Source organism: Streptomyces sp. NPDC034099 (assembly GCF_055575415.1).
The window spans coordinates 795,779-822,730 of record NZ_JBVISR010000002.1 but is presented as its reverse complement, the minus strand read 5'-3'; the positions used below and the strand labels follow the sequence as shown (position 1 = coordinate 822,730).

The window sequence follows — 26,952 nt, the reverse complement described above, 5'->3', positions numbered from 1 at the left end:
GGGCGGACGGCACACTGGTCCGATGATCCCAACCGATCCCAAGGCCAACCTCCGCTTCTACCTCCAGTCCGCCCGCGACGCCCTGCTCTGGAAGCTCGAAGGGCTCTCGGAGTACGACATACGGCGCCCCGCGACGCCGACGGGCACCAACCTCCTGGGGCTGGTGAAGCACGCCGCCACCGTGGAGCTGGGCTATCTCGGCGAGGTCTTCGGGCGGCCGGTGGAGGAGCCGCTGCCCTGGATGGCGGAAGGCGCCGAGGCCGACGCGGACATGTGGGCCACCGCCGACGAGTCACGCGCGTACGTCGTGGGGGTGTACCGCCGGGCGTGGGTCCACGCGGACGCGACGATCGACGCGCTGGCGCTGGACACGGTCGGCACGGTGCCTTGGTGGCCAGAGGGCGAGGACGAGGTGACGCTGCACCACGCCGTGATCCGGGTGATCGCGGACACCCAGCGGCACGCCGGTCACGCCGACATCATCCGGGAGCTGACGGACGGTGCCGTGGGGATGCGCGAGGACAACGTCGGTGTGCCGACCGGTGACGCGGCCTGGTGGGAGGGGTACCGGGACCGGCTGGAGCAGGCGGCTCGGGAAGCCGGGCGCCGGGAAGCCCCGGGGCAGGACCGATGAGGCGGGCGTGGACGGGCCCGGTGCTGCTGCTGATCGCCGGAGCGGGGGCCGCGACCGGGCCGTTCGTCCAGGGACGTCCGGGGACGGGTGCCGTGCTGTCGCTGGTGTTCGCGCTGCTGGCGGGGCTGACCTCGCCGCTGGTGTTCCCCCGGTCGATCGGTGCGCTGGAGGCACGGCGGCGCAGCGCCGTCGACGGGCGGCCGGTCGTCTTCTGGCGGCCGGGGTGTGCCTACTGCATGCGGCTGCGGATCCGGCTGGGGCGGAGGGCCCGGCGGCTGCACTGGGTCGACATCTGGCGGGACGAGGCCGGGGCGGAGCTGGTGCGAGGGGTCAACGACGGCAACGAGACCGTGCCCACGCTGCTCGTGGCGGGTCGGCCGTACACCAACCCCGATCCCGCGTGGGTGCGTGAACAGGTCTCCTCGCCCCGCTGACCCGGCGCCGCCCCGCGCCCGGCGCGTCAGTCCCGGGCCGCCTCGGGGTGGAGCCGTACCCAGCCCGCCCAGGCCGACGTGATCATGTCCTCGACGTCGTACTTGGCCTTCCAGTCCAGCTCGACGGCGGCGCGGTCGGCCGAGGCGACGACGCGGGCCGGGTCGCCGGGGCGGCGGGGCGTGACCGTCGGCGGCTGGTCGTAGCCGGTGAGGGCGTTGATGCGGTCGATCATCTCGCGGACGGAGACGCCCTCGCCCCGGCCGATATTGAGGGTGAGGGCACGGCCCGGGGAGGACCGCAGGGCGCGGGCCGCCGCCACATGGGCCTCGGCCAGGTCGACGACGTGGATGTAGTCGCGCACGCAGGTGCCGTCCGGCGTCGCGTAGTCGTCGCCGAAGATCCGGGGGGCCGCGGACTCCGTCAGCTTCTCGAAGACCATCGGGACGAGGTTGTAGACGCCGGTGTCGGCCAGCTCCGGGCTCGCCGCGCCCGCCACGTTGAAGTAGCGCAGGGACGCCGTGGCGAGGCCCGAGGCCTTGCCGGTGGCCCGGACCAGCCACTCGCCGGCCAGCTTGGTCTCGCCGTACGGCGACATCGGCACGCAGGGCGTCTCCTCGGTCACCAGGTCGACGTCGGGCATGCCGTACACGGCGGCGGAGGAGGAGAAGACGAAGGACGGGACCTCGGCCTTCGTGACCGCGTCCAGCAGGACGCGCAGGCCCTCCACGTTCTCCCGGTAGTAGTGCAGGGGCAGGTCCACCGACTCGCCGACCTGCTTCTTGGCGGCCAGGTGCACCACGCCGGTGACCGAGTGGTCGGCCAGGGCGCGCGCGACGCGCTCGCCGTCCAGGACCGAGCCCACCACCAGGGGGACACCGTCGGGCACGCGCTCGGCGATCCCCGTGGACAGGTCGTCGTAGACCACGGCCTTCTCGCCCGCTTCGGTCATCGCCCGTACGACATGCGCCCCGATGTATCCGGCGCCGCCGGTGATCAGCCAGGTCATTGCGGCCGTCCCCTTCGTTCAGTGGTCCTTGGTAGCCATGATCCGTCATCCCCGCGCCCGCCGGGCGCCCGCACCCCTCAGGACGGGTCGGGGGCCGGATCGGTGCGGTACGCGTCCAGCGCCGTCGTGAGCCGGTCGAGACGGGCGCGCAGGTCCTGGACCTCGGTGAGGTCCAGGCCGGTCGCCGCGGAGATCCGGCGCGGCACCTCGACGGCCCGCTCGCGCAGCGCCGCGCCCTCCCCGGTCAGCCGCACCTCCACCGACCGCTCGTCGCGCGCGCTGCGCTCACGCCGGACCAGACCGGCCGCCTCCAGCCGCTTGAGCAGCGGGGACAGCGTGCCGGAGTCGAGACGGAGGTGCTCGCCGAGCTTCTTCACCGGCAGCTCGCCGTGCTCCCACAGCACCAGCATGACCAGGTACTGCGGGTAGGTGAGCCCCAGGTCCTTGAGGACGACGCGGTAGACGCTGCCGAAGGCGCGCGACGCGGCGTTCAGGGAGAAGCAGATCTGCTGGTCCAGGCGGAGCCAGTCGGTCGCGGGCGTGGTCATGCGCTCCAGGGTAGCCGATCGGCTCTTGGTGCGCTATTTAGTTGCGGGCAACTTAGTTGCGCTCCATTAAACCGCGTGCTCTACTTGTGGCTGTCAGGCACGCAGGTCTCCCCCCGAATCCCTGAAAGGGACGGTTCTCCCATGGACGCGCTCTACACCGCCGCCGCCACCGCCACCCACGGCCGCGACGGCCGTACCGTCAGCTCCGACGGCAAGCTCGACCTCGCCCTCGGCGTCCCCGTCGAGATGGGCGGCAACGGCGCGGGCACCAACCCCGAGCAGCTGTTCGCCGCCGGGTACGCCGCCTGTTTCGGCAGCGCCCTCGGGGTGGTCGGCCGGGCGGCGAAGGTCGACGTCAGTGATGCCGCGGTGACCGCCGAGGTCGGCATCGGCAAGCAGGGCGAGGGCTTCGCGCTCGCCGTGACCCTCCGGGTCGAGCTGCCCGAGGGGCTCGACGAGGAGACCGGCCGCAAGCTGGTCGAGCAGGCCCACCAGGTCTGCCCCTACTCCAACGCCACCCGCGGCAACATCCCGGTCGATCTCGTCATCGAGTAGCCGTCGGGGGCCCGGCTCACCCGACCCGCGCCAGCACCTCACCGGTCCGTTCGCTCCAGGCCACGACCACCGCCTCCTCGGGCACCGGGTGCCAGCGGGTCAGCAGCAGCCAGCGGACGTGGTAGCGGCGGGCGACGGCGGCGCGCCCGGCGCGGGTGGAGTCCGGCGCGAGGTACGCCTCGACGTCGGCCACCCGCCGCCCCCGCTCCCGCTCGTCCAGCGACGGGTCCGGCCAGGCGGGCGCCGCGAGGTTCGGCCCGTACCCGGCGATGGCGTGCCCGGCGTAGTAGCCATCGGTGATCACCACCTCGCCGGGCCCGATGTGCCGGGCCGCCCACGCGTACGTCGGCCAGTTCGGCGGCTGCTCGAAGCCCACCGGGTCCAGCGCGCGCGGCACCACCGCCCCGGCGTGGACCGTGAGGAACCCGAGCAGGGCGCCGGCCGTCGCGGTCCAGCCCAGCGCCGCCCGCCACCGCCCCCACGGCCGGGGCGCCGCCAGCTCCACCGCCAGGGCGAACTGCGGCGGCACCAGCGTGAGCCCGAGGATCCGGCCGTACGTGTAGTGGCCGCTGAACCAGCCGTACGCCACCACCGCGCAGTCCAGCGCGAACATCAGCACCAGCGGGTCCCGCCGCGAGCGGCGTCCGCGCGCCCACAGGGCCGGCAGGCCGAGCAGGGCCAGCCAGAACTCCCCGGGCAGGTGGAGGTACAGCACCCGGTGCATGGCGTCCACGCTGCCGTCGCCGGCCAGCGCGAACACGTCGAAGTACGGCCAGGCCGCGGCCGCCCCCACCGCCACGGCGCCCGTCAGCGCCCACCGCCCCACGACCGGCCCGCGCCACCCGCGCTGCCATCCGGCCACCAGCGCCACCGCGCCGAGCACCGCGGCCACCGAGGTGATCGGGTGGACGAGGAGGATCAGGCCGTACAGGGCGCCGAGCCCCGCGTAACCCGGCAGGCCGCGCAGTCCGCTCGGCCCCACGTACCGCACCCGGCGCCGGTCCCGCGCCCGTGCGCCGGTCAGCGCCCAGGCCCAGAAGGTCAGTCCGATCGCGAACGTCGACGGGTAGCCGAGGTTGCCCGTCATCGACATCAGCCCGAGATAGCCGCTCCACCAGGCCCGCTCGGTCCCCCACAGCAGCGTCATCGCGCCCAGCGCGAGGACCGGCGCCCACGGCCGCGGGGTCAGCACCCGCACGAAGCGGCCGAGGCCGGTCAGCAGCACCAGCAGGTTCAGCGGCCCGGCGAGCCGCACCACCTCCCAGCCGCCCAGCCCCGTCAGCCGGGCGAACGCGCCCAGCGCCACCGCGTACGGCGAGTAGTACGCGCTGCCCGCGCCCGGCAGGTCGGCCATCGGATGCCGGGGGTGGAGGAGATTCTCCCTCAGGCGCTCGACCACGGCCGCGTGCTGGCCGGCGTCGCAGCACAGCGGCACCGCCCAGTACGCCAGCGTCATCACGAGGAAGAAGAGGAGACCGGCGGCCTGGTACGGGGTGGGACGCCAGGCGCGTCCGCCGCGCAGCGCCGTCGCGCCGCGCACCGGCCGCCGGACGAGGACGTCGGCGCTCACGACACAGCGGAAGTGTGGGGCATTCGGGACATTTGGCGTATGTTCCCGGCGGGGTCGCCCCCGTCAATCCCTCACCGGCCCAAGTCACCCGGCCAGCGGACGTTCAGCCCATCGCGCTCGCCCGGTCCGGCTGTCCCTGCGCCGGCAGCGGCACCCGGGCGCCGCGCACCACGGGCTCCAGCAGCAGCGGCACCCCCACCACCGGCAGCAGCCACGCCAGCACGATCAGCCGCTCGCCCCAGATGTTGATGTCCGGGTGCCCGGCCTGGGTGAGGATTCCGGTGAACGCCGCCGCGACCAGGAAGCCGCCGACCGCGCCCCCACGGCGCAGGGCGCCCCACGCCCCGGCGGCCAGCGCCGCCACGAACAGCGGCTGCCACGCCTGCCTGCGCAGCCACTCCACCCAGAAGTTGCCCTGCAACTGCCAGAACTCCGGCCACGGGCGCACGCGGTCGGGGCGGGCGAAGTGGCCGGTGAGGAGATCCTGGAGGCTTTCCGCCTCGGACGGGTAGTGCAGCAGCCGCGCCAGCAACAGGGTCGCTGCGACGCCGGCCAGGCCCACGGCCGCGAGCGGCAGCACCTCCCCGGGCGCCGGGCCGCCCGGCCGCCGCCGGAGCCGCCGGTGGCGGCGCAGGGCGATCACCCCGCCCGCCGCCGCCAGGCACAGGCCCAGGAACAGCGCCTGGGAGTGCTTCACCGTGAACAGGGCCAGCAGCGACCCGGCGACCAGGGCGACGCCGGTCCGCCGTCGGCCCGCCCGCAGCACCAGCGCGCAGCCCCACACCGCCGCCAGGGTCAGCGCCATCAGCAGGCCCTCGGTCATCGGGCGCATCGCGGTCGTCCCGCACGGCAGCACGTAGTACAGCGCCTGCCCGGCCAGCGCGAGCGGCACCGGCACCGACAGGGACCGCAGGATCAGGAAGACCAGGACGCCGCCCGCGCCCGCGATCACGACCCCCGCCGCCCACAGGCCCCACGTCGTCCCGAAGGCCAGGACGAACGGCACCAGGAACGCGGGATAGCCCGGCCGCGCCTCGAAGATCGCCATGAAGCGCTCCGACATGTACGGCACCGTGTGCCCGCCGGTCTGCCCGGCCGCCAGCCGCGGCTCCACCGCCGCCCACTCCCGCGCGCGGCACTCGGCCAGCACCCCGGCGGAGGGGTCGGGGCGGTGGAAGCGGACCACGTGCACGCTCTGGTCCCGGCGGGCCCGCTCCGCCCGGCTCGCGCACACGTAGTCGATGGTGGCCGTGGCCGCCCCGCGCTTGCTCTCCCCGGTCAGACTCAGGGCGTACGACAGGTAGTTCCTGGTGTCGGGCGTGTCCCGGCCGGTGACGTTCGCCAGCTGGAGCGCGGCGAACACGGCGGCCAGGAGCAGCACACCCAGTACCCGGCGGCTCACCGGGCCGCGGGGTCTCATGTGGAGGGCAGCAGGTCGCGTCCGGACGGGACGGCGCGGGCACCGGGCACGCCGGAGGGTTCCGGCGCGGGCATCGGCTCGCCGAGGAGCAGCGTCCGCACCACCCGCTCGGCGGCCCTCCCGTCCTCGTACTCGCAGTACCGGGCCCGGAAGGACGCCCGCAGCCGCGCCGCCTCCTCGTCCCGCCACGCCCCGGACGCCAGCAGCCACGCCAGCTCCCGGTAGGAGCGCGAGACGTGCCCGGGCGCCTCCTCGGTGACGTCGAAGTACGTGCCGCGGGTCGCCGTGTACGGGCCCCAGTCGTCGGCGTGGATCACGATCGGCCGGTCCAGGAGGGCGTAGTCGAACATCAGGGCGGAGTAGTCGGTGATCAGCAGGTCGGAGGCGAGCATCAGATCCTCCACGTGCGGTTCGTCCGTCGCGTCGATCACCACGCCCCGCCGGTGCAGCTCCGCCAGGCCCAGGCCGCGCGCCGGGCCGGTGGCGAGGGACGGGTGCAGGCGCACCACCAGGGTGTGGCCCTCGCCGAGGTCGGCGGCGAGCCGGGCCACGTCGAGACGCTCGACGAGTCCGCCGCGCCGGTACTCGCGCCGGGTCGGCGCGTACAGCGCGACGGTGTGGCCCTCGGGGACGCCGAGCCGCTCGCGGACCCGGCGGCCCTCCTCGGCACCGGCGTTGACCAGGACGTCGTTGCGCGGGCTGCCGGTCCGCGCGGACGTGAAGTGGCAGGGGTAGGCCCGCTCCCAGATCCGCTCCGCGTACCGGCTCGCGACCAGGCTGTGGTCCCAGCGGTCGGCCCGGCGCAGCATCTGCGGCACGTCCAGACCGTGCCGGGCGCCGGGCCTGCCCAGCAGGTCGACGCCCATGTACTTGAGCGGGGTGCCCTGGTGGGTGTGGATGTGGACGCTGCCGTCCCGCTTGGCCACCGTGCCGGGCCAGTTGACGTTGTTGACGAGGAACGCCGCCCGCTCGGTCACCCGGCGGAAGGCGGCGGTGCCCAGGATCACGTGCTCGGTGCCCGGCGGCAGCAGGGCGGGGTCCGCCGCGCACTCCTCGTCCCGCACCACCCACACCCCGCGCAGGTGCGGCGCCAGTTCGCGGGCCGCGCGGTGGATCGCGGCGGGGTCGCCGAGGGCGCCCCGGTGGGAGAACGCCGAGTACACGACGAGGTGGGGGTCCAGGGCACGGCGGGGGAGCGCGGCGGCGACCCGGCGGGCCCGCGCCGCGACCGCGCCGCGCGCCTGCCGGGTCCGGCGCTCCGCCTCCCGGGCCGCCCGCCCGGACTGCCGGTGCAGCCGGTAGACGGCGTACGGCCCCTCCAGCACCCGGAGTCCGGCCGGGGTCGCCGTGTCCTTGGGCCGGTACGCGCGGAACATCTCGGCGGTGCGGTGGAAGAACTCGGCCCGGTCGGACGGCGGCAGCCGGTCCGGCTTGGACAGGATGTCCAGGCAGTGCTCGCCCATCTTGGCGTGCAGGAACGGCCGCCACCGGGCCGCCAGTTCCGGGCGGGCGTCGAGGAAGGCGAACACCCGCTCGTACTGCGCGTGGACGTCGAAGTGCTTGCGGCTGGTGGTGGACAGGATGTTGCCCTGGCGGCGCTGGCGGTAGTTCAGGCAGATCCGGTCCAGCGCGGCGATCCGCTCCGCGCTGAACATGACCGGGAAGGTCCAGGGCGTGTCCTCGTAGTAGCCGGGCGGGAAGGTGAAGCCCTCCCGTTCGACGAAGTCGCGCCGGTAGACCTTGTTCCACACCACCATCAGCAGATCGAGGATCTCGGGGTGCCCGGCCGCCGTGAACGTGCCGTCGCCCGCCTCCGCGAGCACCCGGGCCAGGACGTTGCGCCGGGTGCCGCCCCACCAGTAGGTGCGCGCGTAGTCGAAGACCAGCACGTCCGGATCGCCGGTCTCCGCGAGCCGGTCGGCCATGGCGCGCAGCGCGCCCGGGGTGAGGGTGTCGTCGCTGTCGAGGAAGAAGAGGTAGTCGCCTCCGGCGTGCGGCAGCCCGGCGTTGCGGGCCCGGCCGAGACCGACGTTCTCCTCCAGGTGCAGCACGCGCACCCGCTCGTCGCGGGCCGCGTACTCGTCCAGGATCGCCCCCGAACCGTCCGGGGAGCAGTCGTCGACGGCGATCACCTCGATGTCCCGGAAGGACTGGTCCAGGACCGAGTCGAGGCACTCGCGCAGGAAGCCCTGCACCTTGAAACAGGGGAGGATGACGCTGAAGCGGGGCACGGCGGGGTCAGCTCCTTACGAGGGTGGCGGCGGCGGGGGCCGGGACGCGCTCCGCGAGCGGGATCACCGGCGGCAGCGCCTCGGGCGGCTCGCCGAGCAGCACCCGGCGTACGACGCGCTCGGCGGCGCGGCCGTCGTCGAACGCGCAGAACCGCTCCCGGAAGGCCGCCCGCAGCGCCGTCGACTCCGGGCCCGCCCAGGTGCCGTCGGCGAAGACGCGGGCCAGTTCCTCCGGCGTGCGCGCCACCGGTCCCGGCGGGGCCGCCATGAGGTCGAAGTAGACGCCGCGGGTCTCCCGGTAGACGTCCCAGTCCTCGGCGTACACGACGATCGGGCGGTCCAGGTTGGCGTAGTCGAACATGATGGACGAGTAGTCGGTGACCAGTGCGTCCGCGGCCAGGCAGACGTCCTCGGAGGAGCGGTGCGAGGTCACGTCGACGACCCGGCCGGTGCGTTCCCGGCTCGCGCCCCGGTCGTAGAAGTAGTGGGCGCGCAGCAGCACCACGACGTCCTCGCCGGCCGCCTCGCAGAACGCCTCCAGGTCCAGGCCGCCCGCGCCGAAGCCGGTTTCCCAGTCCCGGTGGGTGGGCGCGTACAGGACCGCCGTCTTCCCCTCCGGGACGCCCAGTTCGCGGCGGACGCGGGCCACGTCCTCGGCGGTCGCCGTGCAGTAGACGTCGTTGCGCGGATAGCCGTACTCCAGGTGTTCGTAGGAGCCGGGGAAGGCGCGCTCCCACATCTGGGTGGAGTGCCGATTGGCGGAAAGGTTGAAGTCCCAGCGGTCCACGCGGCCGAGCAGCTTGGTGAAGCTGCCGGTGGCCGCCGCCACCACCGGGTACGTCGACTGGTCTACGCCCATCGTCTTCAGCGGAGTGCCGTGCTGCGTCTGCAGGTGCACGCTGCCGGGGCGCTTGACGACGCCCTCGGCGAAGTTGGCGTTGTTCACCAGGTACGTGGCGCGGGCCAGCACCTCCCAGTACCGGTGGCTGCCGATGACGGCGTGGTCGACGCCCTCCGGCACGGTGTGCGCCTGGTCCGGCTCGACCAGGAACACCGACTTCAGGTGCGGGGCCAACTCCCGGGCCGCGCGGTGGATCGCGGCCGGGTTGCAGGCGTAGCCGCGGCCCCAGTAGGCGCAGTACACGACGAGGTTCGGGTCCAGCGGGCGGCGCAGGTGGCGGCGGTAGCGCAGGCGGGTGCGCAGGCCCCGCGGCCACGGCAGGCGGCGCAGCAGGCCGGTCGCCGCCCGGTTGGCGGCGCGCAGCGCGCGGAAGCCGGTGTACGACCCCGACGCCAGCAGCCGGTGCTGCACGCCGAGCCGTCCGCCCGGTGGCCTGAAGCCCGCGGGGCGGTGGCGCCGGTACAGGCGGCTCGCCCGGCGGTAGAAGGCGCGGCGCGCCCGCCGGGGCAGACGCCGAGGGTGGGCGGCCGTCTTCAGGACCACCGCGAAGAGCTGCTCGAACAGCGGGCCGCGCCGCTCGGGCGGCAGGCCCAGCCCGGCGGCGTGGGTGAGCGCCAGTTCGGCCTGGTCGAGCAGGTCCGCGTGGTGCTCGCCGGGCAGGTTCAGCCGGCTGCCCTGGCGCCGCACCCGGTGCCGTACGACCACCTCGCGCAGCACCGCCACGCGCTCGGCGCGCGCCGCGACCCGGGCGCCGAAGCCGAGGTCCGTGTAGTGCCCGGCGGGGAAGTCCAGCCGGCGCTCGGTGAGGAAGGTGCGGCGGTGGACCGCGCTCCACGCGGGCAGGTGCACGCCGGTCAGCCGCGGGGCGCGGTCGGGGGCGAAGGCGCCGTCCGGGGCCTTCGCGAGCAGCGGGGCGGCCGGGTTGGTGGTCTCGCCCTCCCACCAGGGCACGCGCTCGTGCTCGAAGTACAGGACGTCGACGCCGCCGGTGTCCGCGAGCCGCGCGTCGAGGGCCGCCAGCGCCCCCGGCACCAGGGTGTCGTCGCCGTCGAGGAACAGCAGGTACGCACCGGTCGCCGCCCGCATCCCGGCGTTGCGCGCCCCGGCCAGACCGGCCGACGGCGGCGAGTGCACGGGCGTCACCCGGGAGTCCCGCCGGGCGTGCTCCCCGGCGACGTCCGCCGCGGGACTGTCCGGGCCGTCGCAGACCGGGATCAGCTCGAAGTCGCCGAAGGACTGGCCGAGGACCGAGTCCAGTGCCTGGGAGAGCCGCCCCGCGACCCCATGGGACGGGACGATGATGCTGAAGCGGGGCATACTGCTCTTTCTGTCGTGGTCCTGGTCCGACTCGTCCTGGTACCAGGGGGGAACTCCCCGTGGGCAAACGGTGGTCAGAGGCTGTCGGTGACGGTGCGGGGCCCCGCGGGTTGCGGCACCGTGGCCAGCGGGGTGCGGGCGAGGACGGCCGCGGCCGAGGGAGCGGGGCGGCGCTCGGCGAGCGGGACGACCGGCGGCAGGTCCGTCTCGCCCAGGACGACCCTGCGCACCACACGTTCGGCGGCGCGGCCGTCGTCGTAGGGGCAGAACCGCTCCCGGAAGGCGGCCCGCAGCCGCGCCGACCGGGTGCCGTGCCACTCGCCGCTCGCGAACAGGCCGATCAGCTCGTCCTCGTCCCGCGCGATCGCGCCCGGCGGGAAGGAGCGCAGGTCGACGTAGGTGCCGCGGGCCGCCTCGTACGCCTCCGGCTCGTGGGCGTGGATCACGATCGGGCGGTCCAGGCCCGCGTAGTCGAACATCAGGGACGAGTAGTCGGTGACCAGGGCGTCCGAGGCCAGGCACAGCGACTCCACGTGCGGGTGGCCGCTGACGTCAAGGACCCGGCCGGCGGAGGCGGCGAGCGGGCCGCCGTGCCGGGGGTGGGCGCGGGCCAGCACCATGAAGCGCGGGCCGAGGCGGCGCACGACGCGCTCCAGGTCCAGGGCGGCGCGCTGGGTGCGCCGGTAGTCGCGGTGGGTGGGCGCGTACAGGACGGCGACCGTGCCCTCGGGGATGCCGAGGGTCTCCCGCAGCCGGGCCACGTCCGACGCCGTCGCCCGCTGGAGGACGTCGGTGCGCGGCTGGCCGCACTCCAGGGTGGTCCAGTCGCCGGGGTGGACGCGTTCCCAGGTCAGGGTGGAGTGGCGGTTGGCGGAGACCACGTAGTCCCAGGAACCGGCCTCGCGCAGCAGCCGGGCGAAGTCGGTGCCGTGGGCGGCCGCCGGGCGCTCCTGGAGGTCCAGGCCCATGTGCTTGAGCGGAGTCCCGGACCGGGTCTGGACCAGGACCTGCCCCCGGCGCCTGACCAGGCCGGCGTCGAAGGCGGCGTCGCACACCAGGTAGCGGGAACGGGCCAGGGCGGTCCAGTGGGCGGCCGTGCCCGGCGTCAGGCGGCGCGTGCCGGGCGGGACGGTGTGGTGGTGCACGGGGGCGGCGGCCCACGCCGTGCGCAGGTGCGGCGCGAGACGGCGGAACGCCTCCTCCAGCGCGCCCGGGTCGCGGCCGTACCCCCGGTGCCCCTCGACGGCGAAGACGGCGCGGTCGGCGCGCAGCGGGAGGCAGCGCTGGACGCGGTAGTGCAGGCGGAGGGCGCCGGTCCGGGCGGCGCGCAGCAGTCTCCCGGTGAGCCTCGCCGTACGGCGGCGTAGCGCGGACGCGAGGCGCAGGGAGCCGTAGGTGCGGCGCAGGCCGAGGCGGAGCAGGGCGTGGCGGAGGCGGACGGGCAGCGGGGCACGGGCGCCGGGGACCCGGTAGCGGCGGCAGTGCACGCGGGCCCGGCGCAGGAACTCGGCGCGCAGGGAACGCGGGAGGCGGTCGGGGCGGGTGTACACCGTCGTCAGGTGGTCGGCCATGCGGCGGTACAGGACCGGCCGCCAGCGGGCCAGCTCCTCGCGCGACTCCGGGTGCGTCTCCATACGGGCCTCGAGGAACGCGAAGACGCGGTCGTACTGCGTGAAGACGTCCAGGTGCCGCTCGCTCGGCGTGCCCAGGATGCCGCCCCGCAGGCGCTGCCGGTAGTGGACGCAGACCCGGTCCAGGGTGGCGACGGACCCCGCCGTCATCAGGACCGGGTACGTCCACGGCGTGTCCTCGTAGTAGCCCGGCGGGAAGGCGAAGCCCTCGCGCTCGGCGAACTCCCGCCGCACCGCCTTGTTCCAGGCCACCATCAGCAGCTTCAGCAGCCCCGGCCGGTCGGTGAGCCGGAACGGCGCCGGGCCCTGCTCGGCGAGGTGCGCGGCGGCCTGGTTGCGCACCGTCTCGCCGGTCCAGTACGTGCGCGCGTAGTCGTAGACCAGGACGTCCGGCTCGCCGGTCTCCTTGATCCGGTCGGCGATGCCGCGCAGCGCGTGCGGGGTGAGGGTGTCGTCGCCGTCGAGGAAGACCAGGTAGTCGCCGCTCGCCCGTTCCATCCCGGCGTTGCGGGCGGGGCCCAGTCCCTCGTTGCGCGGCAGGCGTACGACGCGGACGCGCGGGTCCAGGGCCGCGAACTCGTCGGCGATCGCGCCGCAGGCGTCCGGCGAGCAGTCGTCGACCACGATCACCTCGAAGTCCGGGTACGACTGGGCCAGCACCGACTCCAGGCACGCGTGCAGATACGCCTGCACCTGGTACGCGGGAACGATGACACTGAACCTGGGCACGGGGACATCCATCGGTCGGCGGGATCGGTGCGGGCGTTCGGCCCGGCAACGGCCGGTGGCGCGACTTGGTTACGGTCCCCGGGGCATTCGGGGGACGTTGTGCCCGTACGGATGAGGGGGCGGACCGGAGACCGGTCCGCCCCCTCAAGGGTGGTTTCGTGGCGGTTACTTGACGGCGCCCGCCATGACGCCGGAGACGAACTGCCGCTGGAACGCGAAGAACACGGCCAGCGGGATCACCATGGAGATGAACGCGCCCGGTGCCAGCACGTCGATGTTGTTGCCGAACTGCCGTACCTGCGTCTGCAGGGCGACCGTGATCGGCTGGCTCCCGGAGTCCGAGAAGATCAGCGCGACCAGCATGTCGTTCCACACCCACAGGAACTGGAAGATGCCCAGGCTCGCGATGGCGGGCCCGCCGAGGGGCATCACCACCCGCGCGAACAGCCGCAGTTCACCGGCGCCGTCCAGGCGGGCCGCCTCCAGCAGCTCCCTCGGGATCTCCGCGAAGAAGTTCCGCAGCAGGAACACCGCGAACGGCAGACCGAAACCGACGTGGAAGAGGATCACGCCGAGCATCGACCCGAACAGACCGATCTTGCCGAAGAGTTCGGCGATCGGGATCAGGGCGACCTGCACCGGCACGACGAGCAGCCCGACCACGGCCAGGAACCACCAGTCGCGGCCCGGGAACTCCATCCACGCGAAGGCGTAACCGGCCAGGGCCCCGATGACCACGACCAGGACGGTCGCGGGGACGGTGATCAGCGCGGTGTTGAGGAGGGAGGAGGTGATGTCGCCGTTCTTCAGCAGCTCCTCGTAGCTCTGGAAGGTGAGCTGCGACGGCTCGGTGAAGACCTTCCACCAGCCGCTCGCCGCCATGTCCTCGGGCGTGCGCAGCGAGGACAGCAGCAGCCCGATCGTCGGGACCAGCCAGAACAGGCCCACCACGATCAGGAACACCCGGAGGAGGCCGCCGCTGACGGCCTCGGCGAGCCGGGACCCGAGCGACTGCTTCGCCTTCACGGTCTTCCCGGGCGCCGCGGCGGTGGTCCCGGTGCCGGGTCCGGTTCCGGTGAGGGAACCCGCGTCCGCGGTCATCGCCGCACCTCCCGCCGAAGTCGCCGTACGTTGAACCACATCACCGGAATGACCAGGAGCAGCAGGAACACCGCGATGGCGCTGGCGACGCCCGGCTGGTCCGAGGCGAAGCCCTTGCGGTACAGCTCCAGGGCGAGCACGTTCGCGTCGTCCTGGGAGGAGCCCGGGGCGATGATGAAGACCAGGTCGAAGACCTTCAGCACGTTGATCATCAGGGTGACGACCACGACCGCGAGGACCGGTGCGAGCAGCGGCACCGTGACCCGTCGGAAGACCTGCCACTCGTTGGCGCCGTCCACCCGGGCGGCCTCCAGGAGCTCCCGCGGCATGCCCGCCAGCCCCGCCGCGATCAGCACCATCGCGAAGCCCGCCCACATCCACACGTACGATCCGATGATCGCCGGGGTGACCAGGGAGGGGCCGAGCCAGTTCAGGCCGTTGTACGGCTCCTTGAAGTTGTCGGCGGGCAGCCTGAGCAGCGCCCCGTCGGCCGCCGCGGGCAGCGTGAAGGTGCCGTCCCCGGCCGCCGTGGCCGACGCGACGACCTCGCCGTCCTTGACCGCCTCGATCCTCATCCCGGCGTAGCCCAGCTCGGCCGCGTCGACGCCGCCCAGCTTGCCGACGCCCTTGCCGCGGGTGAAGTCCTGCCAGGTGGTGCCGGTGACCTTCCCGTCCGCGGGCTCGGCGGTCGCGGCCTTCTTCGCGCCGTCGGGCATCAGGTCGGGGGCCACGCCCACCAGGGGCAGGACGACCGGGGTGCCCGCGGTGACCGGCTGCTTGGTGATGAACGCGCCCCCGCCGGCGGGCTTCAGCGGCGAGTCGCGGCCCGGGTGCGCCTTCGGGAACGCGGACGACTCGGCGAACGTGTCGTGCACCCCGACCCACACCGCGTTCGCGACGCCCTTGTCCGGGTCCTGGTCGTACACCAGGCGGAAGATGATGCCGGCCGCGAGCATCGAGATCGCCATCGGCATGAAGACGACCAGCTTGAACGCCGTGCCCCAGCGGATGCGTTCGGTCAGCACCGCGAAGACGAGGCCGAGCGCGGTGGCGACCGTAGGCGCGAACACCACCCAGATGATGTTGTTCTTCAGGGCGGTGCGGATGCCGTCGTCGGTGAAGAGCGTCTCGTAGTTGTCGAACCCGGCGAAGGAGTCGCCGGACTGGTCGTAGAAGCTGCGGATCAGCGAGTACCCGATCGGGTAGACCACGAGCGCGCCGAGCAGCACCAGGGAGGGCAGCAGGAACAGCGCCGCCACGGACCTGCGGGTGCCGGTCACGCTCTTGCGCGACTTGGGTGACTTGGGGGCGGCGGGGCCCCGCGAGGCTCCCGCCGCCGTCGCCGACGCCATCGCGTCAGTCTCCGTAGGCGGCGGCCGCGTCCGCCTCCAGCTTCGCCTGGGCGCCCGCGACGTCCTCAGGGTTCTTCAGGAAGTCCTGCAGCGTCTTCCACTCGCCCTTGCCGGGGGTGCCGCCGAAGGCCTGCGGGGCCTGGTCCGACATGTCGAAGCGGAAGTCGTCACCGGCCGCGATCAGCGCGTCGGCGATCTTCTTCTGCACCTCGTTCGGATACACCGAGGAGTCGATGCTCTTGTTGGGCGAGAGGAAACCGCCGAGCTTCGCCTGGATCGCCGCCGCGTCGGGCGAGGCCAGCCAGGTGGCCAGCGCCTGCGCCGCCTTGGACTCCTTGAGGACCACGGCCGCGTCGCCGCCGGACACCACCGGCGCGGTGTCGCCCACGGCCGGGAACGGGAACACCTTCGCGTCCGTGCCGACCTTCGCCTTGGTCTCGCCGATGTTGACCTGGGCGAAGTCGCCCTCGTAGACCATGCCGGCCTTGGGCTGGTCGCCGCCGGTGAAGGTCTGCGTCACCGAGGCCGGGAACTCCGTCTGGAGCGCGCCGGACGCGCCGCCCGCGACGAAGTCCTTCTTGCCCCAGATCTCCGCGAGGGTGGTCAGCGCCTCCTTCACGGACGGGTCCGTCCACTTGATCTCGTGCTGGGCGAGCTGGTCGTACTTCTCCGGGCCCGCCTGCGAGAGGTAGACGTTCTCGAACCAGTCGGTGAGCGTCCAGCCGTCCGCGCCGCCCACGGAGAACGGGGTGACACCCGAGTCGTAGACCATCTGGGCCGTGTTGAGCAGCTCGTCCCAGGTCTTGGGCTCGGCGGCGCCCGCGTTCTCGAAGACCTTCGCGTTGTACCAGATCAGCGACTTGTTGGCGGCCTTGTAGTACACGCCGTACTGCTTGCCGCCGACCTTGCCGATGTCCTGCCAGCCCGGCGAGTAGTTCTCGCCGAGTTCCTTGGTCGCCTCGGCGCCCAGCGGCTTGGCCCAGCCCTTGTCGACGGCCTGCTTGATGGCGCCCGGCTGCGGGAGCATCGCCACGTCCGGCGGGGCGCCGCCCGCTATCTTCGAGCCGAGGAAGTTGATGATCGGGTCCTGGGCGGGCACGAAGGTCACCTTGGCGCCGGTGCGCTTCTCGAACTCGGCGAGGACCTTCTTGAAGTTCTCCTGCTCGGTGCCGGTCCAGACGGCGGCGACCTCCAGGCTCTCACCGTCCAGCTTCGGGAGGGTGACGGAGGCGCCCGGCTGCTTGCCGCCGCCGCCGCTCTTGTCGCCGCCGTCGGCGCTGCCGCTGTCGTCGTCGCCACCGCACGCGGTGAGCGAGAGCGCGAGCGCTCCCGCGGCGAGGGTGGCGGAGATCCTGGTCGCCCTCTTGACGGTTCTGCGTGTCCGGATGGTGCTGCTCGTGCGCATCACTGCCCCGTTCTTCGTTCCTCGTCGAACGCTCGGCGCTCTCCCGTGCGCTCTGGTGTACGCCAGGGGGGTGAGGGCGGCAAGGGCGCGTCCGCGGTCAACGGGGGGATCGTGACCGCGTCGTGACCATGATCAGGCGTCCGGCGTCGGTGCGGGCGACTCAGGGGCTGCCGCCCCCGGGCCTCCGCTTCGGCCCGGACGGCCTCGTCCCCGATCGCCGGACGGGCCGAACGGAACCGGTGCTACAGGAGTGAGGGCACCTCGGCCGCCGAGACCTCCCGGGCCGCCCGCTCCAGCGCGCTGGCCAGGAGAGCCAAGTCGGTCGGACCGTTGCCCAGTTCGCGTACCGGGCGCCGGGTGGGCGGGTCGCCCATGCGGTGCCACTCCAGGGGGACCACCGTGGGGCGCAGGGTCGCCGTGCGCGGGATGCGGCCCGTGACGCGGCCGCCCTGGAAGGCGGTGGTGCGTCCGTCGGGGTGCGCCAACCGCCCGCGTCCGGGCGCCGGTTCGTCCGCGCCCGGGGCCGGCGCGTCCAGGGTGATGCGCAGGGTCGCGCGCAGGGCGGGCTCGGTACGGTCCGTACGGCCGCCGGGTGCGGTGGCGGCCACCAGGTGGACGCCGAGCCGCTCGCCCTCCCGCGCGACGGCCTCCAGCGCCCGCATCACCGAACCCGCCGCGGGCCGCCCGGGGGAGCCGAGCGGGGGCGTGACCAGGGCGTCGAGGTCGTCGACGACCACGACGAGGCGGGGAAGCGGCGGGACGGGCCCGGTCCGGCGCCTGGCGGCGGCCGGGCGCAGCCGCAGGGTGGAGCTGGGCGGGGACTCGACGTCCCCGGAGTCGGAGACCGGCGCGGGCCCCGCGGGCGTCGGCGTGCGCTGGGCGACGAGCCGGCCGGACACCTCGCGCCCGGTGTGCCACTCGGCGAAGTCCGACCGCCCGAGCAGTTCGGCGCGCCGCTTCAGCTCGGCGCTCAGGGACTGGGCGAACTCCCGCATCCGTACCGGGTCGTTGGCGGTGAGGTGGGTGGTGACGTGCGGTACGTCCGTGCACACGCGCAGGCCCTCGCCGTGGGCGGCGCCCGAACTCACGCTGTCGCGGCCGTCCATGAGGACGACGCCGAGCCGGTCGGGGCGTTCGGCGGAGGCGAGCGAGGCGACGACCGCCCGCAGCAGCTCGGTGCGGCCGCTGCCGGGGGGTCCCTCGATCAGCAGGTGCGGGCCCTCGGCGGCCAGGTCGACCAGGACGGGGCCGCGCGGACCGGCGCCCAGCACCGCGTGCGCGCGTCCCCCCAGGGACTCCGTGTCGTCGGCCGCGGCGGCCCAGCGGGCCATCAGGGAGGCGGGGGTGGCCCGGGCCAGGCCCAGCTCGTCGAGGAGCCGGGCCGCCTGGGGCAGCGGCGCGGACACGCGCGTGTGCCGCTCGCCGCCGGTGGCGGTGTCGGTGCGCAGCGGGGCCAGGGCACGCGCGAACCGCTCGGCCCAGGGCGGGGAGACGGCGTCCACCGTGCCGAGGGTGCCGTGACCGACCGGACCGGGCGGGGTGCCCGGGGCCGCGCCCGCGCGGGCGACGCGCAGCAGGCGCAGGGTCGTCGCCACGTCGCCGCTGAGCAGCGCGACGGCGCCGCAGTCGCGGAAGACCGGCGACACCGCGCAGGCCGCCTCGTACGTCCGCGTCACCGGCGAGGTGGGGGAGGCGGCGGCCGTCTCGGCGAGGCACACGACGTGGACACCGGCCCGCGGTCCCTCCAGGGCCAGCCGCGCCACCGCCTCGCGCACGTCGGCGCCGCCGGGGTCCCCGTCCACGACGACCACCGTGTACGGCCTGGTGAAGCCGCCGGAGGGGTCGGTGCCGGGGTCGGGCCGCGCCCAGGAGGGCTGCGGGCGGACGGCCTCTGTGGTCGCGGCCGGGGCCGTGTCCGTATCCGTGGTCCTGTCCGTGGTCGTGCCCTGGGGGCGGGCTTCGGACCGGGCTTCGTCGGCGAGGTGGTCGTCCAGACGGCGGAGGAGTTCGGCGGCGCGGGCCGTGGCCTGTTCGCGGTCGTGGGCGAGCAGCAGGCGGCAGTCCTGGCCGTGTCCCGGGCGCACCTGCGGCAGCCAGCCCAGCCAGGACCACTCGGCCGTCCGCTCGGCCAGCGGACGGGAACGGTCCGCGCTGATCAGGACGATCTCCAGGGTGTCCGCGGAGTGCAGCGCGGCGAGCTGCGCCAGCACCGAACGGGCCAGCCCGGCGAGCCGCTCCCGCGGGCCCGCGAGGCCGAGCGCGCCGACCTCGCGCAGGTCGGCGGTCACCGGCACGGCGGGCAGCGGGGCGTCGCCGCCCGGCACCACCCGGTCGGCCGTACCGAGCCGCACGGTCAGCGCCTCCGGATGGCCCGGGCCGCGCTCCCACAGCCGCGGCCCCGGTCCCAGCGCCGTCAGCAGCAGCGATGCGGGGTCCGGCCAGGTCTCCTGGGCGTGCGAGGTGCCGGACGGGGACGCCGGTGCCGGTCCCGGCCCCGCCTCGTCGGGCGCGTACGCGCCGGGCACGGTGGCCTCCGGAGCGGTCCCGCGGCCGCCGGTCAGCCGCCGCGCCCACGCTCCTATCCCACCGCGCCTGCGCACCTCCTGCGGCACGTCGGTACCGCGCAGGGGAGTCCCCTTGCGTCCGGAGCGGGCGCCCGGAGCGCCGTCACGGCCGGTGCGGGGGTCCGGGCCGGCGCCGTCCTCCCGGCCGGGCGCGGTGGCGGGGCGGCGAGCCGCCGCACCGGTCGCGCTCGTACGGGGAACGGCGGCACCGGACGTGCCCGCGCGGGGGGCGTCCGCGTCGGCCGGGCCCGGGACGGTCGCGTCCGGCCCGGAAGGGATGTCGCCGTACGCGCCCCGGCCGGGTGCGCCCGGGACCGGAGCGCCGTAAGCGCCCCCGCCCGGCCCGCTGCCGCGTGAGGCGCCCCCGTCCGTACGGGCCGCGCCAGGCGTGGCAGGACCCTCGCCGTACGCGTCCCGGCCGGGTGTCCGCGGGGGCGGGCTGCCGTAGCCGTCCGCGCCGGACCCGCCGGTCGCGTACGTCCCCGCGCCCCGCGCGCCGCCGTGCGTCTCGCCGCCGGCCGGGGCCCGCCGGGGCAGGCCCGCCGCGGGGCCGGTGCCGTGGCTCTCGATGCGGGGCGCGCCGCCCTGGCCGGGGACCTGCGGCGGCTCGACGGGCACCCGGCCCGTCGTCTCGTACCCCGAGGTCCCGTACGCGTGGTGGGTGCGCCCGTGAGGACGGGGTGTGCCGTCCGGTCCGGTGCCGGGGGGAGCGGTGTCCGGTGCGGTCCCGTCCGCCGCGGCGGTCCGGTGTCCGTCTTCACCGCCCGCACCGGTCACCCGGGCGAATCCCGTCGAGCCGGCCGGTCGGTCCGCGGGGCCGTGGGCCGGGCCCGTCGCGCGGGAGCGGCCGTCCGCGTCGCGCACCTGCCCCTCGGCCCCGTCGGCCACGCGCGCGTGGGCCACCGTGTCGCCGTCCCCGGCGCCCGACGGGGGCGTCCGGGACCCGGACAGCCGTACGTGGCCCTCCCCGTCCGGGGTCGTCTCCACCCGCACCTCCGCGGCCGGCGGCACCGGCACGAGCCGCAGGGCCGACTCGCCGATCCGCAGCAGCGCACCCGGCGGGAAACGGACCGGGCGGTCGCCCACCCGGACGCCGTCCAGGGTGGTGCCGTTGGTGGAGCCGAGGTCGGCGACCGAGACGCGGGCGTCGGGACCGACGGTCACCGCGCAGTGCATCCGGGAGACGTCCGGGTCGTCGAGCGCCACATCGGCGTCGGCGGAGCGGCCGAGCCGGATCTGGCCGCCGTGCAGAAGGTGGACGCCGCCCGCGTCGGGACCCGCGACCACGTGGAGCTGGGCGGGGACGTCGGCCGGCTCGGTGTGCGGGTCGGGCTCGCCCGGGGCGCCCAGGCAGAGCACGGCACCGTCGATCAGCGGGGGCTCGCCCAGGGTGCTGCGCTGGGCGTCGAGGCGCTGCGCACCGGCGTACAGCACCACCTGGCCGGAGCCCGGGCCCTCGCCGGGGAGCGCGGCGGCCAGCGCGGAGGCGACCGCGGCCAGGGCGGTGCCGGCCGGGGCGGTGACGAGTACGTCACACCGCGCGGCGCGGTCCCCCGCCGGAGCGGCCGAGGCAGCCGAAGCATGCGGGCCCAGCGGGTCTACGACGGTCAGCCGGATCTGCATCGCCGTAAGCGGTCCCTTCGCGCGGGCGCCCGCACGCCGGGACAGAAGCCGTCACCGCGGTCCCCCACCGCGGACTTCCCCCACCGTCACACGAGCACGTCGGCCAGTACTGCACGCATCCTCGCACCCGCCACTGACAACGCGCCCGCCCCCCGCCTTCAAATGATCTTGATTGGTCGGCTCTGCCCCCAAAAATGCCTGACAGGTGAACCGTGGATGATCGGATACCGCCCGCTTGAGATCGGTCACGTACGGGCAGCGGCAACCAAGGGACCGGGTCGAGCGTCTTTCCTTCGAACGTGGCCCAGGGGGCGGCACTACAGTTGGGTCCGACCGGGACCGACCGGTTCTGGAACAGTGGGTCCGAACAGCCAGCAAGCAACTAGGAGCGCATGACGTGCGGCCGGTAGGCAGCAAGTACCTCCTCGAGGAGCCCCTCGGCCGCGGTGCCACGGGCACCGTCTGGCGTGCCCGCCAGCGCGAGACCGCGGGCGCCGAGGCGGCCGTGGCCGGGCAGCCCGGCGAGACCGTCGCGATCAAGGTCCTCAAGGAAGAGCTCGCGAGCGACGCCGACATCGTGATGCGCTTCCTGCGCGAGCGCTCCGTCCTGCTCCGGCTCACCCACCCCAACATCGTCCGGGTCCGCGACCTGGTCGTCGAGGGCGAGCTGCTGGCCCTCGTCATGGACCTCGTCGACGGCCCCGACCTGCACCGCTACCTGCGTGAAAACGGGCCGCTCACCCCGGTTGCCGCGGCCCTGCTCACCGCGCAGATCGCCGACGCGCTCGCCGCCAGCCACGCCGACGGCGTCGTCCACCGCGACCTGAAGCCGGCCAACGTCCTGCTGAAGCAGACCGGCGGCGAGATGCACCCGATGCTCACCGACTTCGGCATCGCCCGCCTCGCCGACTCGCCCGGCCTCACCCGCACCCACGAGTTCGTCGGCACGCCCGCGTACGTCGCGCCGGAGTCCGCCGAGGGCCGCCCGCAGACCTCCGCCGTCGACGTCTACGGCGCCGGCATCCTGCTGTACGAGCTGGTCACCGGCCGCCCCCCGTTCGGCGGAGGCTCCGCCCTGGAGGTGCTGCACCAGCACCTGAGCGCCGAACCGCGCCGCCCCTCCACCGTCCCCGACCCGCTGTGGACGGTCATCGAGCGCTGCCTGCGCAAGAACCCCGACGACCGCCCCAGCGCGGAGAACCTCGCCCGCGGTCTGCGCGTCGTCGCCGAGGGCATCGGCGTGCACGCGAACAGCGCGCAGATCGGCGCCGCCGAGAACGTGGGCGCGCTCCTGGCCCCCGACCCGGCGCCCGCACAGGTCCCGGACGCGCCCGGCGCCGCCTACGACCCGAACGGCGCGACCAGCGTTCTGCCGCACACCTCGGGCCCGGCGGGCGCCGCCGACCCCACCGCCGTCCTCCCCAGCACCGGGGCTCCCGACCCGACCGCCGTGATGCCGCCGGTGCCGCCGGGGCAGCCCGCCGCCCCGGGACAGGGCGGACCCGAGGACCCGCACCCCTGGCAGAACCAGCTGCGCGCCGCCCGCGACCGCAACGAGCAGACGCAGGTCCAGTACCTCGACCCGAACCAGGACCCGCTGCGCCGCCGTCCCCAGCGGCAGGTCTCCCGCCAGCCGCAGCAGCCGCGCCAGGCCCCGCCGCCCCAGCAGCCCGGCTACGGCTACCCGCAGCAGCAACAGCCGCAGCGCTACGCCACCCCGCAGCCCCAGCCCCAGCAGCCGCAGCGCCCCCAGCCGCAGCGGTACGCCCCGCCGCCCACGCCCGAGCCGCAGCCGCCCCGGCGCGAGCCCAGGCCGCCGCGGCAGCGCAGCGCCAACCCGATGCGCATCCCGGGCCTCGGCTGCCTCAAGGGCTGCCTGTTCACACTGGTCATCCTGTTCGTGGCCGGCTGGCTCGTGTGGGAGCTGAGCCCCCTCCAGGACTGGATCGGCACCGGCAAGGGCTACTGGGACCAGCTCACCGACTGGTTCACCACCGTGACCGACTGGATCGGCGACCTGGGCGGCTCCGGCGGAGGCTGAGTCTGGAGACTTGTCGACATCCGGAGGGTGATTTCCGCCTCCGCGGTGAAGGCCGGCTCCTCGGACGCGTACTTTTAGGCGCAACACGCGTCGGTAGGAGCAGTCTTGGCACGGAAGATCGGCAGCCGGTACACCGCCCACCAGATCCTCGGACGGGGCAGCGCCGGCACGGTGTGGCTGGGCGAGGGTCCCGACGGACCCGTCGCGATCAAGCTGCTGCGCGAGGACCTGGCGTCCGACCAGGAACTCGTCTCCCGCTTCGTGCAGGAGCGCACCGCCCTGCTCGGCCTGGAGCACCCGCACGTCGTCTCCGTGCGCGACCTCGTCGTCGACGGCAACGACCTCGCGCTGGTCATGGACCTGGTCCGGGGCACCGACCTGCGCACCCGCCTCGACCGGGAGCGGCGCATGGCGCCCGAGGCCGCGGTCGCCGTCGTCGCGGACGTCGCCGACGGGCTGGCCGCCGCGCACGCCGCCGGGATCGTGCACCGCGACGTCAAGCCGGAGAACGTGCTGCTCGACATGCAGGGCCCGCTCGGCCCCGGCGGCGCGCACCCGGCGCTGCTGACGGACTTCGGGGTGGCCAAGCTCATCGACACCCCGCGGCGCACCCGCGCCACGAAGATCATCGGCACGCCCGACTACCTGGCCCCGGAGATCGTCGAGGGCCTGCCCCCGCGCGCGGCGGTCGACATCTACGCGCTGGCCACGGTGCTCTACGAGCTGCTCGCCGGCTTCACGCCGTTCGGCGGCGGCCACCCCGGCGCGGTGCTGCGCCGCCATGTGACCGAGACCGTCGTCCCGCTCCCCGGCATCCCCGACGAGCTGTGGCAGCTCCTCGTCCAGTGCCTCGCCAAGGCCCCGGCCTCCCGGCTGCGCGCCTCCGAGCTGAGCGCCCGGCTGCGCGAGCTGCTGCCGATGCTCGCCGGAATGGCCCCGCTGGACGTGGACGAGCCCGACGCCGAGCAGCAGGAGGACGCCCCCGATGAGTCCCCGGCGTCCCCGGCCGCCTCCGCGTCCGCCGCCGAGCCCGTGCGGCGCCGGGGGGCGGTGCCCCTGGTACCGGGGGCCAAGCCGGCCGACTCCAACCGCGACACCCACACGTCGATGCGCGTCCCCGCCCCGGACGAGCTGGCCGGCGGCGCCCGCGGCACCGCCCGCGCCCCGCGCGCCGCGGGTGCCCCGCGCCCCGGCTCGGCCCGCAACCGCGCCACCGCGCGGCGGCGCCGGATCGCGGTGGGCGCCGGCGCGGTCGCCCTGGTCGCGGCGATCGGCGTCGGTACGTGGCTGGCCACGGGCGGTGACCAGGAGGGCACCGGGCCCCAGGACACGCGGAACTCGGCACCTGCCGCTCCCTGAGGCCGCACCGCCCCCGGCGCCCGTGCCCGCACCCGCCGGGCGTGGACCGCCGGCCGGAGCCGTTACGCTGGACGCGTGGCAGTCGTCGATGTATCCGAAGAGCTGAAGTCCCTCTCCTCGACCATGGAGTCGATCGAGGCCGTCCTGGACCTCGACAGGCTGAGGGCAGACATCGCCGTGCTCGAGGAGCAGGCGGCAGCGCCCTCGCTGTGGGACGACCCGGAGGCGGCGCAGAAGATCACCAGCAAGCTGTCGCACCTCCAGGCCGAGGTGCGCAAGGCCGAGGCCCTGCGCGGCCGGATCGACGATCTCGGCGTGCTCTTCGAGATGGCCGAGGAGGAGGACGACCCGGACACCCGTGCCGAGGCCGAGTCCGAGCTCACGGCCGTCCGCAAGGCGCTGGACGAGATGGAGGTCCGCACCCTGCTCTCGGGCGAGTACGACGCGCGTGAGGCGCTCGTCAACATCCGCGCCGAGGCGGGTGGCGTGGACGCCGCCGACTTCGCCGAGAAGCTCCAGCGCATGTACCTGCGCTGGGCCGAGCAGCACGGCTACAAGACCGAGGTCTACGAGACGTCGTACGCGGAGGAGGCCGGCATCAAGTCGACCACCTTCGCCGTGCAGTCGCCGTACGCCTACGGGACCCTCTCCGTCGAGCAGGGCACGCACCGGCTGGTGCGCATCTCGCCCTTCGACAACCAGGGGCGCCGCCAGACCTCCTTCGCGGGCGTCGAGATCCTCCCCGTGGTCGAGCAGACCGACCACATCGAGATCGACGAGTCCGAGCTGCGGGTGGACGTGTACCGGTCCTCCGGCCCCGGCGGCCAGGGCGTGAACACCACCGACTCGGCGGTGCGCCTCACCCACATCCCCACCGGCATCGTCGTCTCCTGCCAGAACGAACGCTCCCAGATCCAGAACAAGGCCACCGCCATGAACGTCCTCCAGGCCAAGCTCCTGGAGCGGCGCCGCCAGGAGGAGCAGGCCAAGATGGACGCCCTCAAGGGCGACGGGGGCAACTCCTGGGGCAACCAGATGCGTTCGTACGTGCTGCACCCGTACCAGATGGTCAAGGACCTGCGCACGGAGCACGAAGTGGGCAACCCCGAGGCCGTGTTCAACGGCGAGATCGACGGTTTCCTGGAGGCCGGCATTCGCTGGCGCAAGCAGCGGGAGAAGTAACGCGAAGCGGAGTCGCCGCTTTGTCGACAAGGCAACTGCCGCCCCATTGGCGGCGGTTGCCTTTTGTCTGGCCCCTGTTCGCCGGTGATGTCTGGGTTTTGCATCACACTCACAGCCTTTGTGTCCGGCATACGTCCCTTACCTGGACATCGCGTACGCAATGGCCTTGACGTTGCTTTGAAAACTCGGAATGGTGAGGCTCGGCATGCGTATTTCTGGGGCGCATGTGAACCGGGGGACTTGAGCACACACGCAGCCACCCCCGTCGATCACGGCCCCCGAGTGCGGCCTCACCGACTAATCGGCTACTGGGGGTAGCAACTACATGACGAAGAAGACGCGCATCCGTGTCGCGCGCATAGCGGCCGGTGCCGTGATCGCGGCCGGCGCCTCCCTGACCGCTGCGGGTGCCGCCTCGGCGCTCGACATCGGCGTGAACGCCAGCGCCGACGGCGACGGCGTCGGCCTCGGCGTCAGCGTCCAGGGCGGCGACGGGGACACCGAAGGTGCGACCGAGGGCAACACCAGCGTCGGCCTGATCGAGGGCGCCACCTCTGAGGGCACCGAGGGTGGTTCCGAGGGCACCGAGGGTGGTTCCGAGGGTACTGAGGGCGGCTCCGAGGGAACTTCGGTGGGCACCTCCGAAGGCACTTCGGTCGGTACGTCCGAGGGCACCTCCGAGGGGACCTCGGTGGGCACTTCTGTGGGCACCTCCGAGGGCACCTCCACCGGCACGTCCGAGGGTGGCGACAACGGCGGTAACGGCGACAACGGCGGCAATGGCGACAACGGTGGCGCCGGCGACAACGGCGGCAACGGCAACAACGGTGGCGCCGGCGACAACGGCGGCAACGGTGACAACGGCGGTTCCGGCGACAACGGCGGAAACGGCGACAACGGTGGCAACGGCGGCAACGGCGGCAACGGCGGCAACGGTGGAAACTCCGGTGGCGGCGACAACACCACCCCCGACGGCGGCGGCAACGACAACGTCGCTCAGGAGGAGGGTTCCTCCGCGCTGACCGACACCGGCGAGGAGGCCCCGGCCTCCTCCGACCCCGCCGCCCAGGGCAGCGGTGAGGAGCTCGCCGAGACCGGCGCCGCGGAGACCACGTTCCTGCTGGTCGGCGCCGCGACGATGATCGCCGGAGGCATCGGCTTCCGCTTCCTGCCGCGTCTGATGAACGGCCGCGGCGGAGCCGCTGCCTGACGGTAGCGGACCGCGTACGCACCGCGCACGCGGACGAAGGGGCCCGGAGCGTCATCGCTCCGGGCCCCTTCCCTGTCTTCCGGGTGCCTGCGGACCCGTCCGGCTGCGTCCCGGCGGCCCTGAAGGCCGCTCCCGGCG

The 26,952-nt window shown here is 74.3% G+C and carries 18 protein-coding genes; 7 read left to right on the top strand and 11 right to left on the bottom strand.

The genetic code is table 11. The annotated features are described in order from the left end of the window. Positions 1-22: 22 nt before the first annotated feature. Complete coding sequence (locus ACZ56V_RS08715; protein ID WP_398910416.1) at positions 23-634, top strand: DinB family protein; 612 nt, start codon at positions 23-25, stop codon at positions 632-634. Continuing rightward, the gene (locus ACZ56V_RS08710) at positions 631-1,068 is read left to right on the top strand and encodes a glutaredoxin domain-containing protein (RefSeq protein WP_398910418.1); all 438 of its coding nucleotides are present in this window, start codon (positions 631-633) and stop codon (positions 1,066-1,068) included. The genes ACZ56V_RS08715 and ACZ56V_RS08710 overlap by 4 nt, the downstream gene beginning before the upstream one ends. Positions 1,069-1,094: 26 nt before the next feature. Here the strand turns inward: ACZ56V_RS08710 and galE are convergent, their stop codons facing one another. Both galE and ACZ56V_RS08700 read right to left on the bottom strand, forming a co-directional pair. Continuing rightward, the gene (gene galE / locus ACZ56V_RS08705; RefSeq protein ID WP_398910420.1) at positions 1,095-2,075 is read right to left on the bottom strand and encodes a UDP-glucose 4-epimerase GalE; all 981 of its coding nucleotides are present in this window, start codon (positions 2,073-2,075) and stop codon (positions 1,095-1,097) included. Between the two features lie 77 nt (positions 2,076-2,152). Next, on the bottom strand, positions 2,153-2,623 hold the full coding sequence (locus ACZ56V_RS08700; RefSeq protein WP_356361643.1) for a MarR family winged helix-turn-helix transcriptional regulator: 471 nt from the start codon (positions 2,621-2,623) through the stop codon (positions 2,153-2,155). A gap of 141 nt (positions 2,624-2,764) precedes the next feature. Between ACZ56V_RS08700 and ACZ56V_RS08695 the strand changes: the two genes are divergently transcribed. Then, on the top strand, positions 2,765-3,178 hold the full coding sequence (locus ACZ56V_RS08695) for an organic hydroperoxide resistance protein (RefSeq protein WP_104635062.1): 414 nt from the start codon (positions 2,765-2,767) through the stop codon (positions 3,176-3,178). A gap of 16 nt (positions 3,179-3,194) precedes the next feature. Here ACZ56V_RS08695 and ACZ56V_RS08690 read toward each other — a convergent pair whose 3' ends face one another. The 9 genes from ACZ56V_RS08690 to ACZ56V_RS08650 all read right to left on the bottom strand — a co-directional run bounded on the left by ACZ56V_RS08690 (position 3,195) and on the right by ACZ56V_RS08650 (position 21,022). After that, positions 3,195-4,748 carry a hypothetical protein gene (locus ACZ56V_RS08690; protein WP_468940394.1) on the bottom strand — a complete coding sequence of 518 codons (1,554 nt, stop codon included), beginning with the start codon at positions 4,746-4,748 and terminating at the stop codon, positions 3,195-3,197. 103 nt (positions 4,749-4,851) lie between these two features. Further along, complete coding sequence (locus tag ACZ56V_RS08685) at positions 4,852-6,168, bottom strand: hypothetical protein (protein WP_468940391.1); 1,317 nt, start codon at positions 6,166-6,168, stop codon at positions 4,852-4,854. Then, positions 6,165-8,399: a bifunctional glycosyltransferase/CDP-glycerol:glycerophosphate glycerophosphotransferase gene (locus tag ACZ56V_RS08680; protein ID WP_467378444.1), complete on the bottom strand. Its 2,235-nt coding sequence runs from the start codon at positions 8,397-8,399 to the stop codon at positions 6,165-6,167. Before ACZ56V_RS08680 ends, ACZ56V_RS08685 begins: the two co-directional genes overlap by 4 nt. 7 nt (positions 8,400-8,406) lie before the next feature. Then, positions 8,407-10,617 carry a bifunctional glycosyltransferase/CDP-glycerol:glycerophosphate glycerophosphotransferase gene (locus ACZ56V_RS08675; protein WP_468940388.1) on the bottom strand — a complete coding sequence of 737 codons (2,211 nt, stop codon included), beginning with the start codon at positions 10,615-10,617 and terminating at the stop codon, positions 8,407-8,409. Positions 10,618-10,691: 74 nt separating this feature from the next. Next, positions 10,692-12,977, bottom strand: a complete 2,286-nt coding sequence (locus ACZ56V_RS08670; protein WP_467378440.1) for a bifunctional glycosyltransferase/CDP-glycerol:glycerophosphate glycerophosphotransferase — start codon at positions 12,975-12,977, stop codon at positions 10,692-10,694. Between the two features lie 165 nt (positions 12,978-13,142). Then, on the bottom strand, positions 13,143-14,078 hold the full coding sequence (locus tag ACZ56V_RS08665) for a carbohydrate ABC transporter permease (RefSeq protein ID WP_398910428.1): 936 nt from the start codon (positions 14,076-14,078) through the stop codon (positions 13,143-13,145). Then, on the bottom strand, positions 14,075-15,430 hold the full coding sequence (locus tag ACZ56V_RS08660; protein WP_468940383.1) for a carbohydrate ABC transporter permease: 1,356 nt from the start codon (positions 15,428-15,430) through the stop codon (positions 14,075-14,077). The genes ACZ56V_RS08665 and ACZ56V_RS08660 overlap by 4 nt, the downstream gene beginning before the upstream one ends. Before the next feature lie 4 nt (positions 15,431-15,434). Continuing rightward, positions 15,435-16,835 (bottom strand): ABC transporter substrate-binding protein, encoded by a 1,401-nt coding sequence (locus ACZ56V_RS08655; RefSeq protein WP_468940380.1) that lies wholly within the window; start codon positions 16,833-16,835, stop codon positions 15,435-15,437. Between the two features lie 242 nt (positions 16,836-17,077). Then, complete coding sequence (locus ACZ56V_RS08650; RefSeq protein WP_468940377.1) at positions 17,078-21,022, bottom strand: FHA domain-containing protein; 3,945 nt, start codon at positions 21,020-21,022, stop codon at positions 17,078-17,080. Between the two features lie 397 nt (positions 21,023-21,419). On the opposite strand from ACZ56V_RS08650, the gene ACZ56V_RS08645 reads away from it, so the two are divergent. The 4 genes from ACZ56V_RS08645 (at position 21,420) to ACZ56V_RS08630 (ending at position 26,814) form a co-directional block, all read left to right on the top strand. Next, complete coding sequence (locus ACZ56V_RS08645) at positions 21,420-23,063, top strand: serine/threonine-protein kinase (protein WP_398910435.1); 1,644 nt, start codon at positions 21,420-21,422, stop codon at positions 23,061-23,063. Positions 23,064-23,168: 105 nt separating this feature from the next. Then, positions 23,169-24,422: a serine/threonine-protein kinase gene (locus ACZ56V_RS08640; RefSeq protein WP_398910437.1), complete on the top strand. Its 1,254-nt coding sequence runs from the start codon at positions 23,169-23,171 to the stop codon at positions 24,420-24,422. A gap of 75 nt (positions 24,423-24,497) precedes the next feature. Further along, positions 24,498-25,604 carry a peptide chain release factor 2 gene (gene prfB / locus ACZ56V_RS08635; RefSeq protein WP_159328787.1) on the top strand — a complete coding sequence of 369 codons (1,107 nt, stop codon included), beginning with the start codon at positions 24,498-24,500 and terminating at the stop codon, positions 25,602-25,604. A 325-nt stretch (positions 25,605-25,929) separates the two neighbouring features. Further along, on the top strand, positions 25,930-26,814 hold the full coding sequence (locus ACZ56V_RS08630; protein ID WP_468940372.1) for a hypothetical protein: 885 nt from the start codon (positions 25,930-25,932) through the stop codon (positions 26,812-26,814). The last annotated feature ends 138 nt before the right edge of the window (positions 26,815-26,952 follow it).

Coding starts and splice junctions, on each gene's coding strand:
- ACZ56V_RS08685 (WP_468940391.1), bottom strand. CDS start 6,168: ATGAGACCCCGCGGCCCGGTGAGCCGCCGGGTACTGGGTGTGCTGCTC.
- ACZ56V_RS08630 (WP_468940372.1), top strand. CDS start 25,930: ATGACGAAGAAGACGCGCATCCGTGTCGCGCGCATAGCGGCCGGTGCC.
- galE (WP_398910420.1), bottom strand. CDS start 2,075: ATGACCTGGCTGATCACCGGCGGCGCCGGATACATCGGGGCGCATGTC.
- ACZ56V_RS08675 (WP_468940388.1), bottom strand. CDS start 10,617: ATGCCCCGCTTCAGCATCATCGTCCCGTCCCATGGGGTCGCGGGGCGG.
- ACZ56V_RS08710 (WP_398910418.1), top strand. CDS start 631: ATGAGGCGGGCGTGGACGGGCCCGGTGCTGCTGCTGATCGCCGGAGCG.
- ACZ56V_RS08665 (WP_398910428.1), bottom strand. CDS start 14,078: ATGACCGCGGACGCGGGTTCCCTCACCGGAACCGGACCCGGCACCGGG.
- ACZ56V_RS08700 (WP_356361643.1), bottom strand. CDS start 2,623: ATGACCACGCCCGCGACCGACTGGCTCCGCCTGGACCAGCAGATCTGC.
- ACZ56V_RS08695 (WP_104635062.1), top strand. CDS start 2,765: ATGGACGCGCTCTACACCGCCGCCGCCACCGCCACCCACGGCCGCGAC.
- ACZ56V_RS08660 (WP_468940383.1), bottom strand. CDS start 15,430: ATGGCGTCGGCGACGGCGGCGGGAGCCTCGCGGGGCCCCGCCGCCCCC.
- ACZ56V_RS08655 (WP_468940380.1), bottom strand. CDS start 16,835: ATGCGCACGAGCAGCACCATCCGGACACGCAGAACCGTCAAGAGGGCG.
- ACZ56V_RS08715 (WP_398910416.1), top strand. CDS start 23: ATGATCCCAACCGATCCCAAGGCCAACCTCCGCTTCTACCTCCAGTCC.
- ACZ56V_RS08650 (WP_468940377.1), bottom strand. CDS start 21,022: ATGCAGATCCGGCTGACCGTCGTAGACCCGCTGGGCCCGCATGCTTCG.